Consider the following 19,110-nt stretch of genomic DNA (forward strand, 5'->3'; position numbering starts at 1 on the left):
GTGTGTTGTCCGCGCTGGCCGATGGTGCCGTGCCCCTGCTGCGCAAGGGCAGGCCGGAAGCGTTCACGCTGGTCGAAGGGCTCGCCCGGTCCGGCGTGGCCGTCGACTGGGCGGAATTCTTCGCCGCCACCGGGGCGCGCCAGGTCGACTTGCCGACCTACCCGTTCCAGCGCACCCGGTTCTGGCCGGAGATCCCCGAGCGGCCGTCGGCCGACCCCGTCGCGTCGTGGCGCTACCGCGTGCGGTGGGAGCCGGTCAGCGGCACACCCGACAAGGCTCTGATCGGTCGCTGGGCCGTCGTCGTCCCGGCCGCCCGTGCGGACGATCCGCTCGTACAGGCATGCCTGCGGGGTCTCACCGACCGAGGCGTGGACGCCGTCGAGCTGATCGTGCCCGACGCCCCCGACCGCGATCGGCTCGCTGAACAGGTCACGGACCCGGTGGACGGCGTACTGTCGCTGCTCGCTCTCGGCCCGGACGGCACCGCGGCCACGCTCGTGCTGGCGCAGGCGCTGGGTGACGCGGGCACGTCCGCGCCGCTGTGGTGCGTGACCAGCGGTGCGATGGGCGTGGCCGAAGGCGATGTGGCCGACCCGGCGCAGGCGCAGGTCTGGGGTCTCGGCCGGGTGCTGTGCCTGGAGGCGCCGCACCGCTGGGGGGGCCTGGTCGACGTGCCCGCCGACCTTGACGGTCACGCGGTCGCCCTGCTCTGCGACGTGCTCGCCGGGCTGGAAAGCGAGGACCAGGTGGCCGTTCGCGCCACGGGCGTCCTCGGCCGCAGGCTCGTCCGCGCGGCCACCCCCGCACCGGAGGGATGGCGCCCCACCGGAACCGTCCTGGTCACCGGCGGCACCGGCGCGCTGGGCGGGCACCTGGCCCGATGGGCGGCCCGCTCGGGCGCCGACCGCGTGGTGCTGGTGAGCAGGCGCGGTCCGGCCGCCGAAGGCGCGGCGGACTTGGTTGCGGAGCTGACCGCGCTCGGTACGCAAGCCGTGGTCGAGGCGTGCGATGCCGCCGACCGCACCGCGCTCGGCGCGCTGCTCGACCGGATCGCCGCCGAAGGGCCGCCGCTGACGGCGGTCGTGCACACGGCGGGCGTCCTGGACGACGGCGTGCACGACTCGCTGACTCCGTACCGGCTGGCCACTGTGCTGCGCGCCAAGGCCGACGCCGCGACGGCCCTGCACGAGCTGACGGCGCATCTGCCCCTGGACGCGTTCGTGCTGTTCGGCGCGCTCGGGGGTGTCGTCGGCGGCGCGGGCCAGGCGAACTACGCCGCGGCCAACGCCCACCTCGATGCCCTCGCCGAGCGACGCCGGGCCGCGGGCTTGCCCGCCACCGCGGTGGCGTGGGGCGCGTGGGCGGGCGGCGGCATGGCTGACGCGGACGAGGTGCGCAGGCGCCTGGACCGCGACGGCCTGCGCTCCATGGACCCCGAGCGGGCGATCGACGCACTCAGCCGGGAGGTCGCGGGCGGCGACCCGGCCGTGGTGCTCGCGGACGTGGACTGGACGCGGCTCGCGCCTGCCCTGCACGCCGTACGGCCCAACCCGCTGATCTCGGGTATCCCCGAGGCCCGGCGGGCCATCGAACCAGGTGCCGGCGCGGCCTCCGCCGAGGCGGACCTGCGGCAACGTGTCACGGGTCTGTCCGCCGACGAGCGCGGGCGTGAACTGCTCGATCTGGTCCGTACCTCGGTTGCGGCCGTGCTCGGGCACAGGGACCCGGCGGCGGTCGACACCGCGCGCGGGTTCCTCGACCTCGGGTTCGACTCGCTTACCGCGGTGGAGTTGCGCAACCGGCTCACCCGGGTCACCGGGCTCACGCTGCCGCTCACGCTGGTGTTCGACCACCCGACGGGAGACGCACTGGCCGCGCACCTCGCGGCCGGGCTGGCGCCCGCCGCGACGGCGCCGTCGGTGGCCGACCTCGACCGGTTCGCCGGGCTCGACCCGGCCGGGTCGGACGAGTCGACCCGCGCGAAGGTGACCGCCGAGCTGCGCCGCCTGCTCACCGAGTGGACGCCGGTGGCGGCTGGTTCCGCGCCCGCGGCCGACCAGCTGAGCACGGCGTCCGCCGACGAGATCTTCGATTTCATCCAAAACGAGCTCGGGAAGTCCTGAACGTGGAGAACGAGACCAAGCTCCTCGACCACCTGCGGTGGGTCACGGGCGAGCTGACCCAGGCGCGGCAGACGCTGCGCGAGACGGCCGAGCGCGCCGCCGAACCCGTCGCGGTGGTCGGTGCGGGCTGCCGCTTTCCCGGTGGCGTCGCGTCCCCCGAGGACTTGTGGCGACTGCTGGCCGATGGCCGCGACGCCGTCGCCGCGTTCCCGGGAGACCGCGGCTGGGACACGGAGCGGCTGTACCACCCGGACCCGGACCACGCGGGCACCACCTACGTCAGCGAGGGCGGATTCCTCGACGGCGGGGCGGATTTCGACGCGGGCTTCTTCGGCATCTCGCCGCGCGAAGCACTGGCGATGGACCCGCAGCAGCGCCTGGCGCTGGAGACGGCGTGGGAGGCCGTCGAGCGCGCGGGAATCGACCCCAAGTCGCTGCGAGGCAGGGACGTCGGCGTCTTCCTCGGCACCAACGGCCAGGACTACATATCTGCCGCGCGGCCCGTGCTGGACCGTGTGGAGGGCTACGCGGGCACCGGAAACGCGGCCAGCGTCCTGTCCGGACGCCTCGCGTACGTACTCGGTCTCCAGGGCCCTGCGGCCACCGTCGACACGGCCTGTTCGGCGTCGCTGGTGGCGCTGCACTGGGCGATGCGGTCCCTGCGGTCGGGGGAGTGCGCGATGGCGCTCGCGGGCGGCGTGACGGTCATGTCGTCGCCCGCCACGTTCGTGGAGTTCTCCCGCCAGCGGGGTCTGGCGCCCGACGGCCGCTGCAAGCCGTTCGCCGCCGCGGCCGACGGCACCGGCTGGGGCGAAGGGGCGGGCGTGCTGCTGCTGGAGCGGCTGTCCGACGCCCAGCGGCTCGGCCACCCGGTGCTGGCTGTACTGCGCGGCTCGGCGGTCAACCAGGACGGCGCCAGCAGCGGCCTCACCGCGCCGAACGGCCCGGCACAGCAGCGGGTCATCAAGGCAGCACTCGCCGACGCCCGGCTCACGCCTTCCGACGTGGACCTCGTCGAGGCGCACGGTACGGGCACGGTCCTCGGTGACCCCATCGAGGCGCAGGCGCTGCTCGCCACGTACGGCACCGACCGGGCCGAGCCGGTGTGGCTGGGCTCGGTGAAGTCGAACCTCGGCCACACACAGGCGGCGGCGGGCGTCGCGGGCGTACTCAAGGCCGTGCTCGCGCTGCGCCACGGCGTGCTGCCGAAAACCCTGCACGTGGACGCCCCCACGCCAAAGGTCGACTGGTCTGCGGGCGCCGTACGGCTGCTCGCGGAGGCCCGGGCCTGGCCCGCGGGCGACCGGCCGCGCCGGGCCGGTGTGTCCGCGTTCGGCGTCAGCGGTACCAACGCGCACGTCATCGTGGAAGAGGCGCCCGCGGCCGAGGCCGAGCCGGAGCGCCCGGCCGCATCCGGCCCGGTGCCGTGGGTGCTGTCCGGTCGCACCGAGGACGCCCTCCGCGGCCAGGCCGCCGCGCTCGTCGCGCACCTGGCCGAGCGGCCCGCCGTCGAGCCGCGCGACATCGCCCTCGCCCTGACCGCCACCCGGTCCTCGTTCGAGCACCGCGCCGTCGTCATCGGCGCGGACCGGGCAGACCTGCTGCGGGGTACCGAAGCCGTGGCCGGGGGGAAGCCCGCCGCGGGCGTCGTCCGTGGCGTCGCCGGTGCCCCCGGCCGGGTAGCGTTCATCTTCCCCGGGCAGGGGCCGCAGTGGGTGGGCATGGCCACCGAGCTGGCCGTCGCCTCGCCCGAGTTCTCCAGGCGCCTGGACGAGTGCGCCACCGCGCTCGCCCCTCACGTGGACTGGTCGCTGCGTGAGGTCCTCGCCGACCCGGCCGCGCTGGAGGACGTCGAGGTCGTCCAGCCGGCCCTGTGGGCGGTGATGGTTTCACTCGCCGCGCTCTGGCGCGCACACGGTGTGGAGCCGTCGGCCGTGGTCGGGCACTCGCAGGGGGAGATCGCCGCCGCGTGCGTCGCGGGCGCGCTGTCCCTCCAGGACGCCGCCCTGCTGGTCACCGCCCGCGCGCGGGCGCTGCGGGCGGTCGCGGGCCGGGGCGGCATGGTGGTGCTGCCGCTGGCGCAGGCCGCCGTGCGCGAACTGCTGCAGCCGTGGGGCGAGCGGCTGTCGGTGGCCGCTGTGAACGGCCCCGCCACCACGGTCGTGTCCGGCGACACGGCGGCGCTGGACGAGCTGCTGACCTGGGCCGAGCGCGAAGGCCTGAGGGCCAGGCGGGTTCCCGTCGACTACGCGTCGCACTCCGCGCAGGTCGATGCCGTACGCGCCGAGGTGCTGGCCACCGTTGCCGCGATCAAGCCGCGCGCCGCCGACGTCGCGTTCGTGTCGTCGGTGACCGGCGGGTTCCTCGACACGACCAGCCTCGACGCCGAGTACTGGTTCCGCAACCTGCGTGAGCCCGTCCGTTTCGACACCGCCACCCGCACGCTGCTCGACGCGGGCTTCGGCGCGTTCGTCGAGGTCAGCCCGCACCCCGTGCTCACCGTGGCCGTGCAGGAGACCGACGACGCGGTCCTCGCCGTCGGTTCCCTGCGCCGTGACGACGGTGGCTCCGCCTCGTTCCTCGCCTCGCTCGCCGAGGCCGCGGTCCGGGGTGTGCCGGTCGACTGGACCCTCGCGCTGCCCGACGCGCGCCCGGTACCGCTGCCGACCTATGCCTTCCAGCGCGAGCGCTACTGGCTCGACGTCCCCACCCCGGACCAGGGCGGAGACGCGGAGTTCTGGGCCGCGGTGGGCTGCTCGGCCGACCACCTCGCCGCCGCGCTCGGCGCGGGCGCGACCGATCGGGAGCCACTCGCCGCCGTCCACCCGCTCCTCGCCCGATGGCATGAACGGCAGGCCGATGAGGCCGCCGTCGACTCGTGGCGCTACCGCGTCGACTGGGCGCCACTGACCGTCTCCGGCGCACCGTCCGGCCGGTGGCTGGCTGTGGTGCCCGACGGTGACGCCTGGGCCGATGCAGTGGCCACCGCCTTGGCCGAGCGGGTGGACCTCGCGCGTACGACAGTGAACGACCTGGGCGCTCCGGACGGCTCCGCCGGCCTCGATGGCTTCGCGGGCGTCGTGGCCCTGCTCGCGCCCGGCACCCCCGACCCGCTCCCCGGCGTCCTCGCACTGGTCCAGGCCCTCGGCAGCGTCCCGCTGTGGTGCGTGACCAACGGCGCGGTGGCTGTCGGCCCGGCGGACGAACCGGCTGACCCGGCAACGGCACAGGTCTGGGGCCTGGGCCGAGTGGCGGCGCTGGAGCGCCCCCGGGCATGGGGCGGCCTGGTCGACCTGCCCGCCGAGGTCGACGGACGTGTGGCCGACCGGCTCGCGGCCGTGCTGGCGGGCGACGAGGACCAGACGGCCGTACGCGCGTCCGGCGTGTTCGGCAGGAGGCTGCGCCGCGCCCCGGGCGGCCCCGTCGGCGCGGAGTGGCACCCCGAGGGGACGGTCCTGGTCACGGGCGGCACCGGCGGTCTCGGCACGCACGTCGCCCGCTGGCTGGCCGGCGCGGGCGCCGAGCGGCTGGTGCTCACGAACAGGCGCGGCCCCGACGCGCCCGGCGCACGGGACCTCGTCGCCGAGCTGACGGCGCTGGGCGCGGAGGCCGAGGTGGTCGCCTGCGACGCCGCCGACCGCGACGCCGTGGCCCGGCTGCTCGCCGAGCACCCCGTCACCGCCGTGTTCCACCTCGCGGGCATCGAGCGGTACCAGCCGCTCGCCGACCTGGCCCCGGCCGACCTCGCCGCGGTCGCAGCCGCCAAGGTCGCGGGCGCGCGCCACCTGGACGAGCTGACCCGCGACCGGGAGCTGTCGGCCTTTGTGCTGTTCACCTCGGGCGCGGGCGTGTGGGGCAGCAGCGGCCAGGCCGCTTACGCCGCGGCCAACGCCCACCTCGACGCGCTCGCGCTGCGGCGCCGCGCCGAAGGGCTGCCCGCCACCGCCGTGGCCTGGGGCCACTGGGGCGGCGCGGGCATGTCCGAAGGGCCCGCCCGTGCGCAGATGGCACGCTGGGGCCTGCCCGCCATGGCGCCCGAGCGCGCGGTCGCGGCCCTGCGCGGCGCGCTCGACCGGGACGAGGCCGCGCTGACCGTCGCGGACCTCGACTGGCCGGTGTTCGCATCGACGTTCACCGTGGCCCGGCGCAGCCCACTCTTCGCCGACCTGCCGGAGGCTGCCGAGCCGGCCGTGCCCGATTCGGCCGAGGACCGCCCCGTCCGACTCGACCGAGCGGCGCTGCTGGAGCTGGTGCTCGCCGAGACCGGGGCCGTACTGGGCCATGAGTCCGTGGCGACACTGCCCACGGGCCGCGCGTTCCAGGAGCTGGGATTCGACTCGCTGACCGCCGTTGAGCTTCGCAACCGCCTGCGCGACGCGACCGGCCTGAAACTGCCCGCCACGCTCGTCTTCGACCACCCCACGCCCGAGGCGCTGGCCGGCCATCTGCTCCACCAGATGCCCGGCGCCGTTGCCGCCGACGCGGCCGACCCGGCCGCGCGGACCGTGGCGGAGGACGACCCGGTCGTCATCGCCGGCATGGCCTGCCGGTTCCCCGGCGGCGTCCACTCGCCCGAGCGGCTGTGGGAGTTGGTGCTCGACGGCCGCGACGCGATGGGCGGCTTCCCCGTCGACCGAGGCTGGGACGTCACCGACGCGGGCTACGCGAAGGTCGGCGGGTTCCTCGATTCCGCGGGTGCTTTCGACACCGGGTTCTTCGGGATCAGCCCCCGCGAGGCCGTGGGCATGGACCCGCAGCAACGGCTGCTGCTGGAAACCGCGTGGGAGGTGCTGGAGAACGCGGGCATTGACCCCCGGTCGGTGCGCGGCAGCCGGACCGGTGTGTTCGTCGGCTACGGCGGCCAGGACTACCTGACCAGCCTCTACGGCACGCCCGACGAACTGCAGGGCCATCTGCTCACCGGCACGTCCGGCAGCGTGGTCTCCGGCCGCCTCGCCTATGTACTCGGCCTGGAGGGCCCTGCGGTCACACTGGACACCGCGTGCTCGTCGTCGCTGGTGGCGCTGCACCTGGCGGCCGCCGCGCTGCGGTCGGGCGAGTGCGACATGGCCCTGGCGGGCGGCGTCACGGTGATGGCCACCCCCGGCGTGTTCGTCGAGTTCGGGCGGCAGGGCGGCCTCGCCGCTGACGGGCGCTGCAAGGCGTTCGCCGATGCTGCCGACGGCACCGGCTGGGGCGAGGGCGTGGGCCTGCTGCTGGTCGAGCGGCTCTCCGACGCGCGCCGCCGCGGCCACGAGGTGCTGGCTGTGCTGCGCGGCTCCGCCGTGAACTCCGACGGCGCGTCCAACGGGCTGACCGCGCCCAATGGCCCGTCGCAACAGCGCGTCATCCGTGCCGCACTGACGGGCGCCGGTCTCGTGTCGTCCGAGGTGGACGCCGTGGAGGCCCACGGCACCGGCACCGCGTTGGGCGATCCCATAGAGGCCCAGGCTCTGCAGGCGGCGTACGGGCAGGACAGGGACCGCCCTCTGCTGATCGGCTCGGTGAAGTCGAACCTCGGGCACACGCAGGCCGCGTCCGGTGCCGCGGGCGTGATCAAGACGGTGCTCGCGCTGCGGCACGGCACACTGCCCGCCACCTTGCACGTCGACCGGCCCTCCACGGACGTCGACTGGACCCGGGGAGCCGTCTCCGTACTCACAGAGGCGACGCCGTGGCCCGAGACAGGCGCGCCACGCCGCGCGGGTGTGTCGTCGTTCGGTGTCAGCGGCACCAACGCGCACGTCATCCTCGAACAGGCCCCGCCCGCCGAGGACACCACGCCCGCAGCGCCCGCCGGGGACGGCGGGGTCGTGCCGTGGGTGCTGTCCGGCCGGTCGCCCGAAGCGGCGCGTGCCCAGGTCGAGCGGCTGCGCGCGCACATCGCCGCGCACCCGGACCAGGACCCGGTGGCCGTGGCCCGGTCCCTCGCCACCACCCGTACCCCCTTCGAGTACCGCGTCGCAGCCGCCGGTTCCGACACCGACGGCCTGCTCGCCGGTCTCACCGATGCCAGGCCCGTCGCCGCCCGACAGGGGCGTACGGCTTTCCTCTGCACCGGCCAGGGCGCGCAGCACGTGGGCATGGGCGCCGACCTGCACGCCGCCCACCCCGCTTACGCCGAGGCGTTCGACGCGGTGTGCGCGGAGTTCGACCGCCTGCTCGACCGCCCGCTGCGCGACCTGGTCCTGACCGGCCCGGTCGAGGTGCTCGACCACACGGAGTACGCGCAGCCCGCGCTGTTCGCGGTCGAGGTCGCTCTCGCCGCGCTGCTGCGCTCCTGGGGCGTGGTTCCCGACCTGCTCGCCGGCCACTCGCTCGGCGAGATCACCGCCGCGAGTATCGCGAGCGTCCTGTCGCTGCCGGACGCCGCTGCGCTGGTGGCCGCGCGTGGGAAGCTGATGGGGGCGCTGTCCGAGGGCGGCGCGATGATCGCCGTAGAGGCAACCGAGGAGAGGGTACGGCCGCTGCTGGGCGACGAGGTCGCCCTCGCCGCTGTCAACGGGCCGCGGTCGCTCGTGCTGTCCGGTGCCGGGCAGGCCGTCAGCGACGCCGCCGCGCTGCTGGCCGCCGAGGGCTGCCGGACCAGGCGTCTGCGCGTGTCGCACGCGTTCCACTCGCCGCTGATGGAGCCGATGCTGGCCGAGTTCCGGTCGGTCGTGGCGGGGCTGGAGTTCCGCGCGCCTTCGGTGCCGGTGATATCGGCGCTGACCGGTCGACCGCTGACAGCCGCCGACGTCTGCTCGCCCGACCACTGGGCGCGGCACGTGCGCGAGACCGTTCGCTTCCACGACGCGGTGCTGGGGCTGCGTGCGGCGGGAGCCGTCCGCTACCTGGAGATCGGCCCGGACGGGGTACTCACCGCGATGGCGCAGGGCACCTTGGCCCACGCCGACGCCGATGGTGACGGCGACGAGCGCGAGCCGCTGGCAGTGCCGCTGCTGCGCGCCGACCGGTCGGACAAGGCCGTGCTCACCGACGCGCTGGCCCGTGCCCATGCTGACGGTCTCTCGGTCGACTGGGCCGAGTACTTCGCCGGCCGCGGCGGCGCGCGTGTCGCCCTGCCCACGTACGCCTTCCAGCGCGAGCACTACTGGCTGCCCGCCGCTCCCACCGCCGACCTCCGGGGCGCGGGCCTCTCCGCGGCCGGGCACCCGCTGCTCGCCGCCGCAGTCGATCTGCCGGACGGCGGCATCGTACTCACCGGGCGGTTGTCACCGTCGGCGCGGCCGTGGCTGGCCGAGCACATTGTGCGCCGCACGGTGCTGCTGCCCGGCACGGCCCTGCTGGAGCTTGCGCTCGCCGCCGCCGACCGGATCGGCGCGAGCGGCGTGGAGGAGCTGACGCTCGAAGCGCCGCTCGCCCTGCCTGTGGACGGCGCGGTCGAGGTGCGCGTCACCGTCGGCGCCGCTGAGGACGACGGCCGCCGCGCGGTCGCCCTGCACGCGCGTACCGACGGTGACTGGACCCGCCACGCCGCGGGCGTACTGGGCGATGTGCCCGACGCCGGCCCGGTGGCGGGGGAGTTTCCGCCCGCCGGTGCCGAGCCCGCCGACGTCGCCGCAGTGTACGCGGATCTTGCGGACGCGGGCTTCGGCTACGGCCCCGCGTTCCAGGGCCTGCAGGCGGCGTGGCGACGCGGCGAAGGACCGGCGGCCGAGGTGTTCGCCGAGGTCGAGCTGCCCGCCGGGGTCACCGACGCGGACCGCTGCGCCGTGCACCCGGCCCTGCTCGACGCCGCCCTGCACGCCATCGGCGTCGGCGGTCTGATCACCGAGCCGGCGCACGGCGGTCTGCCCTTCGCGTGGGCCCGAGTCCGGGTCTTCGCCCGTGGCACCAGGGCCGTCCGCGCCCGCATTTCCCGGGTCGGCGAGGCAGGAGCCCTCGCCGTGGAACTGTCCGACGCCGACGGCCTGCCGGTGGCCGTGATCGGTTCGCTGCGCCTGCGGCCCGCCGCGGCGCCCGCCGTACCCGACGCGCTCTTCGAGACCGAGTGGGTGCCCGTCGAGCCTTCCGGCGCCCCGGCTCGTCGCTTCGCCCTGACGGGCGCCGCGTCGCCCGACGCCACCGCGCTCGCGGACGGCCTGCGGGCCACGGGTGCCGAGGTCGGCGCCGAAGCGCCCGACACCGTGATCCTCCCGGTCACGACGGACCCGGGTGCCGACCCTGTGGCCGAGGTTCACCGGGTGACGGCCGCGGTCCTGGCGGCCCTGCAGGACTTCCTGGCCGACGACGGATCCGCTGTCCGGCTCACCGTGGTCACGCGCGGTGCCGTCGCCGTATCCTCCGACGAGTCGCCCGACGTCGCCGCGCGCGCCGCGTGGGGCTTGGTGCGATCCGCCCAGGCGGAGCACCCCGACCGGCTCGTCCTGGTCGACCTCGACGGCACCGCCGAGTCGGCGCGCGCGCTGGCGGCTGCGCCGGCCTGCGGGGAACCCCAGGTCGCCGTCCGGGCTGGCGCGGTCACCGCGCCACGGCTCGTGCGCGCCGGCTCGGACGCGATCGTCCCGCCCGCGGGCGCGTGGCGGCTTGAGCCCGGCACGTCCGGCACGGTCGAGGGCCTGACCGCCGCCGGCTGCCCCGAACCGCCGCTCGCGGCGGGCGAGGTACGGGTCACCGTACGGGCCACCGGTGTGACCTTCCGCGACGTGCTCACCGTGCTCGGCCTGTACCCGGGCGACCCCCAGCCGCTCGGCATCGAGGCAGCGGGAGTGGTGACCGAGGTCGGGCCCGGAGTGGACGGCCTGGTACCGGGCGACCGCGTGTTCGGCCTGCTGCCCGGGTCGATGGGCTCCTCCTGCGTCGCCGACCGGCGACTCATGGTGCTCGTCCCGGCCGGGTGGGGCTACGCCGAGGCGGCCGCCGTGCCGTCGGCGTTCCTCACCGCCTGGTTCGGCCTGCGCGACGTGGCCGACGTACAGCCCGGCGACCGGGTGCTCATACACGCCGCCGCAGGCGGTGTGGGCATGGCCGCCACCCAGCTCGCCAAGTTGTGGGGTGCCGAGGTGTTCGGCACTGCGAGCCCCGGCAAGCACGACGTGCTGCGCGCCGCCGGTCTGGCGCACGACCACATCGCGTCCTCGCGTACGACGGACTTCGCCGGGGAGTTCAAGGCGGCGACCGCCGGGCACGGGGTGGACGTCGTTCTCAACTCACTCGCGGGCGAGTTCGTGGACGCGTCCCTGGGCCTGCTCGCGCCGGGCGGCCGGTTCGCGGAACTGGGCAAGACCGACATCCGTACCGGCCTCGACGTGTCCTACCGTGCCTTCGACCTGGTGGACGCGGGCCCCGACCGCATTCAGGAGATCCTCGTCGAGGTCGTCGACTTGTTCGCGGCGGGCGCCCTGACGCGGCTGCCGGTCCGTACGGTGCCCATCGGCCGCGCACGGGAGGCGTTCCGGCTGATGGCGCAGGCCCGCCACGTCGGCAAGGTGGTCCTCACCACCGCTCCGTACGGCGACGGCACCGCCCTGATCACGGGCGGCACCGGAACCCTCGGCGGTCTCGTGGCGCGCCATCTGGTGGCCGAACACGGCGTGCGGAACCTCGTACTGACCAGCAGACAGGGCGCGGCCGCCCCCGGCGCCGCCGACCTGGTGGCCGACCTGACCGCCATGGGCGCCGACATACGGGTCGCGGCCTGCGACGTGGCCGACAGGGACGCGCTGGCCGCCCTGCTGGCGGGCATCGAGCCGCCGCTGACCGCTGTGGTGCACGCGGCGGGCGTCCTCGACGACGGCGTGGTGGGGTTGCTCACCCCCGCGCGGCTGGCCGCCGTGCTGCGGCCGAAGGCGGACGCCGCGTGGCATCTGCACGAGCTGACCCGTGGGGCGGATCTGGCCGCGTTCGTGCTGTTCTCCTCGGCCGCCGGCACGTTCGGCGGTCCCGGCCAGGGCAACTACGCCGCCGCCAATACCGCCCTCGACGCGCTCGCCGAGTACCGCAGGGCCGGCGGACTGCCCGCCGTGTCCCTCGCGTGGGGGCCGTGGGCGGCCGAGAGCACCATGACCGGCGGCCTCGGCGGCGGCGACCGTGCGCGGATGACCCGCCGCGGTGTCCGGCCGCTGGCGTCGGACGAGGCACTGGCGCTGCTCGACGCAGCCTGCCGCACCGGGTCCGGCGCGCTCGTGGCGCTCCGCCTCGACACCGCGGCGCTGGTCCGGCAGGCGGCCCCGCTGCACGCCCTGCTGGGCGGCCTGGTCCGGCCGCCTGCCCGGGCGCCGCGCACCGACGCCGCGGCGCTACCCGCGCGGCTGGCCGGACTCGGCGAGGATCAGCGAAGGCGCGTGGTGCTCGATGTCGTCCGAGGGCACGCCGCGGCAGTGCTCGGCCATGCGCGCGCCTCGGCCGTGGACAGCACGCGCGGCTTCCTCGACGCGGGCTTCGACTCGCTCACCGCCGTCGAGCTGCGCAACCGGCTCAGGGACGCCACCGGCCTGCGGCTGGCCGCGACGGTGGTCTTCGACCACCCGACCCCGGACGCCATGGCCCGGCACGTCCTGGAGGGGCTTGCGGTGCCCTCAACGGCGCCGTCGCAGGCGCCGGCCGGTGAACGGGACGGCGACCCGGACGGCGAGTTGCGCCGCGCCATCGCGGCCATCCCGCTCGACCGGCTCCGCGCGGCCGGACTGCTCGACGACCTGTCCCGTCTCGCGGGAGTCGCGGTGCCGGCCCCCACCCGCACGACGGACTCGAACGGGGCCCAGGCCGGCCCCCCCGCGCTCCTGGACTCGCTGGAGTCCATGGGCATTGACGACCTGCTCAAGATCGCGAACGACGACCAGCTCCGCAGGGATTGAGGGACAGCACCATGGGTAGCACCAACGAGGATCTCGTCGCTGCGCTGCGCGGTTCCCTCCGCGAGGCCGAGCGGCTGCGGCAGCGCAACCGCGGACTCGTGGACGCGGCGGCCGAGCCGATCGCGATCGTCGGTACCGCGTGCCGTTTCCCCGGCGGTATCAGCTCCCCCGAGCAGCTGTGGGACGCGGTCGCGACCGGCACGGACCTGGTGTCCGGCTTCCCCGAGGACCGCGGCTGGGATCTCGGGGTGCACGACCCCGACCCCGAGCGGTCCGGCCGCAGCTACACGGACCAGGGCGGGTTCCTGACCGGTGCGGCCGACTTCGACCCGGCCTTCTTCGGTATCTCCCCGCGCGAGGCGCACGCGATGGACCCCCAGCAGCGGCTGCTGCTGGAGACCTCGTGGGAGGCGTACGAGCGGGCGGGCATCGACCCGCACACCCAGCGCGGCAGCCGCACCGGCGTCTTCGCCGGCACCTGGGGTCAGGGCTACGGCCTCGGCGCCCGCGCGCCCGAGGACGCGGAGGGCTACCTGGTGACCGGCGCCGCGACCGCCGTCGTCTCCGGCCGGGTCGCCTATGCCCTGGGCCTGGAGGGCCCGGCGGTCACGGTCGACACCGCGTGCTCCTCGTCGCTGGTGGCGCTGCACTGGGCGGTACGGTCCCTGCGGGCGGGCGAGTGCACGATGGCGCTGGCGGGCGGTGTGACCGTCATGGCCACGCCCGGCGTCTTCGTCGAGTTCTCCCGGCAGCGCGGTCTCGCGACCGACGGCCGGTGCAAGGCGTACTCGGCGGACGCGGACGGCACCGGCTGGGGCGAGGGCGTCGGCGTACTGCTGCTGGAACGGCTCTCCGACGCCCGCCGCAACGGCCACCGCGTGCTGGCCGTCGTACGCGGCTCCGCGGTGAACTCCGACGGCGCGAGCAGCGGGCTGACCGCGCCGAACGGCCCCTCGCAGCAGCGGGTCATCCGGCAGGCGCTGGCCGACGCCAAGCTCTCGCCGTCCGAAGTGGACATCGTGGAGGGGCATGGCACCGGCACCCGCCTCGGTGACCCGATCGAGGCCCAGGCGCTGCTGGCGGCCTACGGGCAGGACCGGGAGCGGCCGCTGCTGCTCGGGTCGGTCAAGTCGAACCTCGGGCACACGCAGGCCGCTGCGGGCGTCGCGGGCGTGATCAAGATGGTCGAGGCCATGCGGCGCGGCGTGGCACCCAAGACCCTGCACGTGACGGGGCCGACGCCACAGGTGGACTGGTCGGCGGGATCGGTCGAGCTGCTGACCGAGGGCCGCGACTGGCCCGTGACCGGGGCGCCCCGCCGCTCTGCGGTGTCCGCGTTCGGCGTGAGCGGCACCAACGCGCACGTGGTGCTGGAGCAGGCTCCCGAGCCGAAGGGCGCCCCTGGGCTCGAAGGCGCTCCCGTGCCCGGACGGGTCGAGCACGCGGTCGTGCCGTGGCTGCTCTCCGCCCACACCCCGGCCGCGCTGCGCGCGCAGGCCGAGCGGCTGGCGGCAGGCCTGCCTGACGACGCCGAGCTCCTGGACATCGCCTCGGCGCTGGCCACGGAGCGGGCCGCGCTGCCCTTCCGCGCGGCCGTCGTTGGCGCCGACCGGGAGCGGCTGCGCGCTGGGCTGGCCGCGCTCGCGGGCGGCGCGCCCGCCGCCGTCGCGGGCGAGGCACGGCCCGACCGCACCGTGGCGTTCCTCTTCACCGGCCAGGGGTCGCAGCGTGCGGGCATGGGCGAGGAACTGGCCGCCGCGTACCCCGCGTTCGCCGATGCCTGGGCCGAGGTGTGCGCGGAGTTCGACACCGTGCTGCCGCGTCCGCTGCGCGAGGTGGTGGCCGAGGGCGGCGACGACCTCGACCGGACGGTGTACGCGCAGGCCGCGGTGTTCGCCTTCGAGGTCGCGCTGGCCGCGCTGCTGGACTCGTGGGGCGTCCGTCCCGACCTCGTCCTCGGCCACTCCGTCGGCGAGCTGGCCGCCGCCCACGTGGCGGGTGTGCTGTCGCTGCGGCACGCGGTGGTCGTGGTCGCCGCGCGCGGCAGGCTCATGCAGGCCCTGCCCGAGGGCGGGGCGATGGTCGCCGTTGAGGCGAGCGAGGCGGAGGTCGCAGGCGACCTCGACCCTGCGGTGGCGCTGGCCGCCGTGAACGGGCCCGCGTCGGTCGTGCTCTCCGGCGACGAGGGCGCCGTGCTCGCCGCCGCCGAGCGGTTCGCCGGGCTCGGCCGCAAGACGCGGCGGCTGCGGGTCAGCCACGCGTTCCACTCGCACCGGATGGACCCGGTGCTGGACCGCTTCCGGCAGGTGTTGGGAGCGGTGACGTTCACCCCGCCCCGCGTGCCGTTCGTCTCCGCGGTGACCGGCGTACCCGTGGGCGAGGAGCTGTGCGACCCCGAGTACTGGGTACGGAACGTCCGCGACACGGTCTGCTTCGCCGACGGCGTCCGCGCCCTGGCCGACGACGGGGCGGACACGTTCGTCGAGGTGGGCCCGGATGCCGTGCTCACCGCCCTGGTCGCCGATGCCCTGCCGGAGGACCCCGACCGGCCCGAGGTGCTCGCCGTGGCGGCCGCCCGCGCCGACCGGCCCGCGGCCGAGACCCTGGTGACGGCGCTCGCCCGCGTGCACGCCCATGGCGCGCGGGTGGACTGGGCCGCCTTCTTCGGCACCGGTGCGCTCCCCGTCGAGCTGCCCACGTACGCCTTCCAGCACCAGCGGTACTGGCTGGCCGCCGAACCCGCCGATGACCTCGTCACCGCCGGCATCGGCGCCGTCGGCCACCCGCTGCTGCGTGCCGCGGTGGAGCTGCCCGCGGAGAACTCCTCCGACCAGCCCGACGCCCCCGGCGCCGTGGTGTTCACCGGCACGTTCTCGGTACGCACCCACCCGTGGCTGGCCGATCACGCCGTCCTCGGCACGCCCCTGGTGCCCGGCACCGCGTTCGCCGAGCTGGCCGCCGCCGCGGGCGACCGGATCGGCTGGGGCACGGTCGCCGAACTGGTGCTGACCGCCCCGCTGGCGTTCCACGGCTCCGGCGCCGTCCGGCTGCGGGTACGCGTCGACTCACCGGACCGCGACGGCCTCCGCGCCGTCACGATTCACTCCCGACCCGACGACGGCACAGGCTGGACCCGCCACGCCACCGGCACGCTCGCCCCCGCGGACCCCGAGCCCGCCGCCGACCTGGCGACGTGGCCGCCCGCAGGCGCACAGCCGGTTGCTGTCGACGACCTCTACGACGACCTCGCGGCCGCCGGTTTCGGCTACGGCCCGGCCTTCCGAGGCGTGCGGGCCGCCTGGCGGCACGACGGTGCGGTGTTCGCCGAAGTAGCTCTGCCCGAGGGCACCGACGAGGCGGGATTCGGCCTGCACCCGGCCCTGTTCGATGCGGCCCTGCATGCCCTCGGCCTGGGCGGCGTGGTGGAGCGCGGCGGGCTGCCCTTCACCTGGACCGGTGTGCGTCTGCACGCGGTCGGCGCGCGGTCCCTGCGGGTACGGCTGACGCCGACAGGACCTGACGCCGTCGCGCTCACCATGGCCGACGCCGACGGCGGGCCGGTCGCCACCGTGGCCGACCTGCGGCTGCGGCCGGCCGTCGAGGTCGGCGGCAGCACGAGCTCCGATGCCCTGCACCGAGTGGTCTGGGAGCTGCGCCCGGCCGGGCAGCCGACCGCCGCGCATTGGACCGTCCTCGGCGCCGACCCGGACGGCATCGCCGCGGCGCTGACCCACGCGGCTGCCCAGGTCACCAGCGTGGACCTCGCCACCCCCGACGCCCTCGCCACCCTCGACCCGACCGGCACCGACGCCGTCGTGGTCGCCATCCCCACGGCCGGGCCCGTCCCCGACGCGGTTCGGACCGCCACGCACGAGGCCCTCGCTCTCGTACGCACCTGGCTGGCGGACGACCGGACGGGTGGCCCGCTCGTCGTCGTGACACACGGTTCAGTCGCCGCCGAACAGGGCGACACCGTGCCCGACTTGGCCGGCGCCGCTGTGTGGGGCCTGCTGCGCAGCGTCCAGTCCGAGCACCCCGGCCGGGTCGTACTGATCGACCTGGACACCCCCGGAGCCGCTGCGGCCCTCCCCTCCGCGCTCGCCACCGAGGAACCCCAGGTCGCGGTCCGGGGCGGAGCTCTGCGCGTTCCCAGGCTCGCCAGGGCTGCCTTGGCGGAGGGGACCACCGACTTCAACGGCACCGTACTCATCACCGGCGGTACCGGTGCGTTGGGCCGCCTCGTCGCCCGGCACCTGGTGGAACACCAGGGCGTGCGCGGTCTCCTGCTGCTCGGCAGGCACGGCGCCGACGCGCCCGGCGCCACCGAGCTGGTGGCCGACCTCGCGGCGCTCGGCGCCACCGTCGAGGTCGTCGCCTGCGACGTGGCGGACCGTGACGCGCTCGCGGAGGTTCTCGCGGGCATCCCGGCCGACCGTCCGCTCACCGCCGTCGTGCACGCGGCGGGCGTGCTGGACGACGCCACCGTGGAGTCGCTTACGCCCGACCGGCTCGACACCGTGTTGCGGCCGAAGGCCGACGCCGCCTGGCACCTGCACGAGCTGACCGCAGGGCTCGACCTGCAGGCGTTCGTGCTGTTCTCCTCGCTGGCCGCCACTGTCGGCAGCCCCGGCCAGGGCAACTACGCCGCGGCCAACGCCTTCCTCGACGCCCTCGCCGCCCACCGGCGCGCCCTCGGCCTGCCCGGTACCTCGATCGCCTGGGGCCCGTGGTCCGACGGCATGGCCGGCGGGCTGGACCGCGTGGACACCGCCCGCCTCGCCCGTGGCGGCGTCGCCCCACTGCCGCCCGCCGACGGCCTCGCTCTCTTCGATGCGGCCTGCGCCGCCCCTGACTCCCTGACCGTCGCCGCGCGCCTTGACCTGCCCGTCCTGCGCGCGCAGGACGGGCTGCTGCCGTCCATCCTGCGCGGCCTCGTCCCGGCACCCGCCCGCCGCACCGCAGCGGCGGCACGGACCGGCGACTTCGCCGACCGGGTGGCCGCGCTCCCCGATGCCGACCGGCGCCGCGCGGCGGTGGAACTCGTCCGCGAGAGCGCGGCGGCCGTGCTCGGCCACGACAGTTCCGACGCGGTCGCCGCCGACCGGGCGTTCCAGCAATTGGGCTTCGACTCGCTGACCGCCGTCGAGCTGCGCAACCGGCTCGGCGTTGCGACCGGCCTACGGCTGGCGGCAACCGTCACGTTCGACCACCCCACCCCCGCTGCCCTGGCGGCCCACCTGCTGGCCGAGGCGCTCGGGACGGGCCGTCCGGTGCTGCCGGTGACCACCACCGCGCCGGTCGACGAGCCCATCGCGATCGTCGGCATGGCCTGCCGCTACCCCGGCGGCGTAGCGTCGCCGGAGGACCTGTGGCGGCTGGTGCGCGACGGCATCGACGCGGTCACCGGCTTCCCCGAGGACCGCGGCTGGGACATCGAGGGCGTCTACGACCCGGACCAGTCCCGTTCGGGCACCAGCTACACCCGCGAGGGTGGCTTCCTGCTGGATGCCGCCGAGTTCGACGCGTCTTTCTTCGGCATATCGCCGCGGGAGGCGCTGGCGATGGACCCGCAGCAGCGCCTGCTGCTTGAGACCGCCTGGGAAGCGATTGAGCGCGCGGGCCTGGACCCCGAGACCCTGCGCGGCAGCGCCACGGGCGTCTTCGCGGGTCTGATGTACCACGACTACGGCAGCGGCGCGGGCGCGCTGCCCGAGGGTGTCGAGGGCTACCTCGGTCTTGGCACCGCGGGGAGCGTGCTGTCCGGCCGCGTCGCCTACACCCTGGGCCTCGAAGGCCCGGCGGTCACGGTCGACACGGCCTGCTCCTCGTCCCTGGTCGCGCTGCACTGGGCGATCCAGGCACTGCGGTCCGGCGAGTGCTCGATGGCACTGGCGGGCGGCGTCACGGTGATGGCCACCCCCGGCACGTTCGTGGAGTTCTCGCGCCAGCGCGGCCTCTCCCCGGACGGCCGGTGCAAGTCGTTCGCGGCGTCGGCCGACGGCGTCGGCTGGGCCGAGGGCGCGGGCGTGCTGCTCGTCGAGCGGCTGTCGGACGCGCGCCGCAACGGCCACCGGGTGCTGGCGCTGGTACGCGGCAGTGCGGTCAATCAGGACGGTGCTTCCAATGGTCTGACGGCTCCGAGTGGACCGTCCCAGCAGCGGGTTATCGGTCGTGCGTTGGCTGACGCC

The 19,110-nt window shown here is 75.7% G+C and carries 3 protein-coding genes; all 3 read left to right on the forward strand.

What is annotated here, in order from left to right:
* Nucleotides 1-2,123: type I polyketide synthase (locus tag PJ985_RS22825; protein WP_271685790.1), on the forward strand; the 2,123-nt coding region annotated here is incomplete at its 5' end.
* A gap of 2 nt (nt 2,124-2,125) precedes the next feature.
* The gene (locus tag PJ985_RS22830; RefSeq protein WP_271685791.1) at nt 2,126-12,922 is read left to right on the forward strand and encodes a type I polyketide synthase; all 10,797 of its coding nucleotides are present in this window, start codon (nt 2,126-2,128) and stop codon (nt 12,920-12,922) included.
* Nucleotides 12,923-12,933: 11 nt separating this feature from the next.
* On the forward strand, nt 12,934-19,110 hold a 6,177-nt coding region (locus PJ985_RS22835; protein ID WP_271685792.1), incomplete at its 3' end, for a type I polyketide synthase.

Origin of the sequence: Streptomyces sp. ACA25, from assembly GCF_028200735.1 — a bacterium.
In the GTDB taxonomy this organism is placed as follows: Bacteria; Actinomycetota; Actinomycetes; order Streptomycetales; family Streptomycetaceae; genus Streptomyces.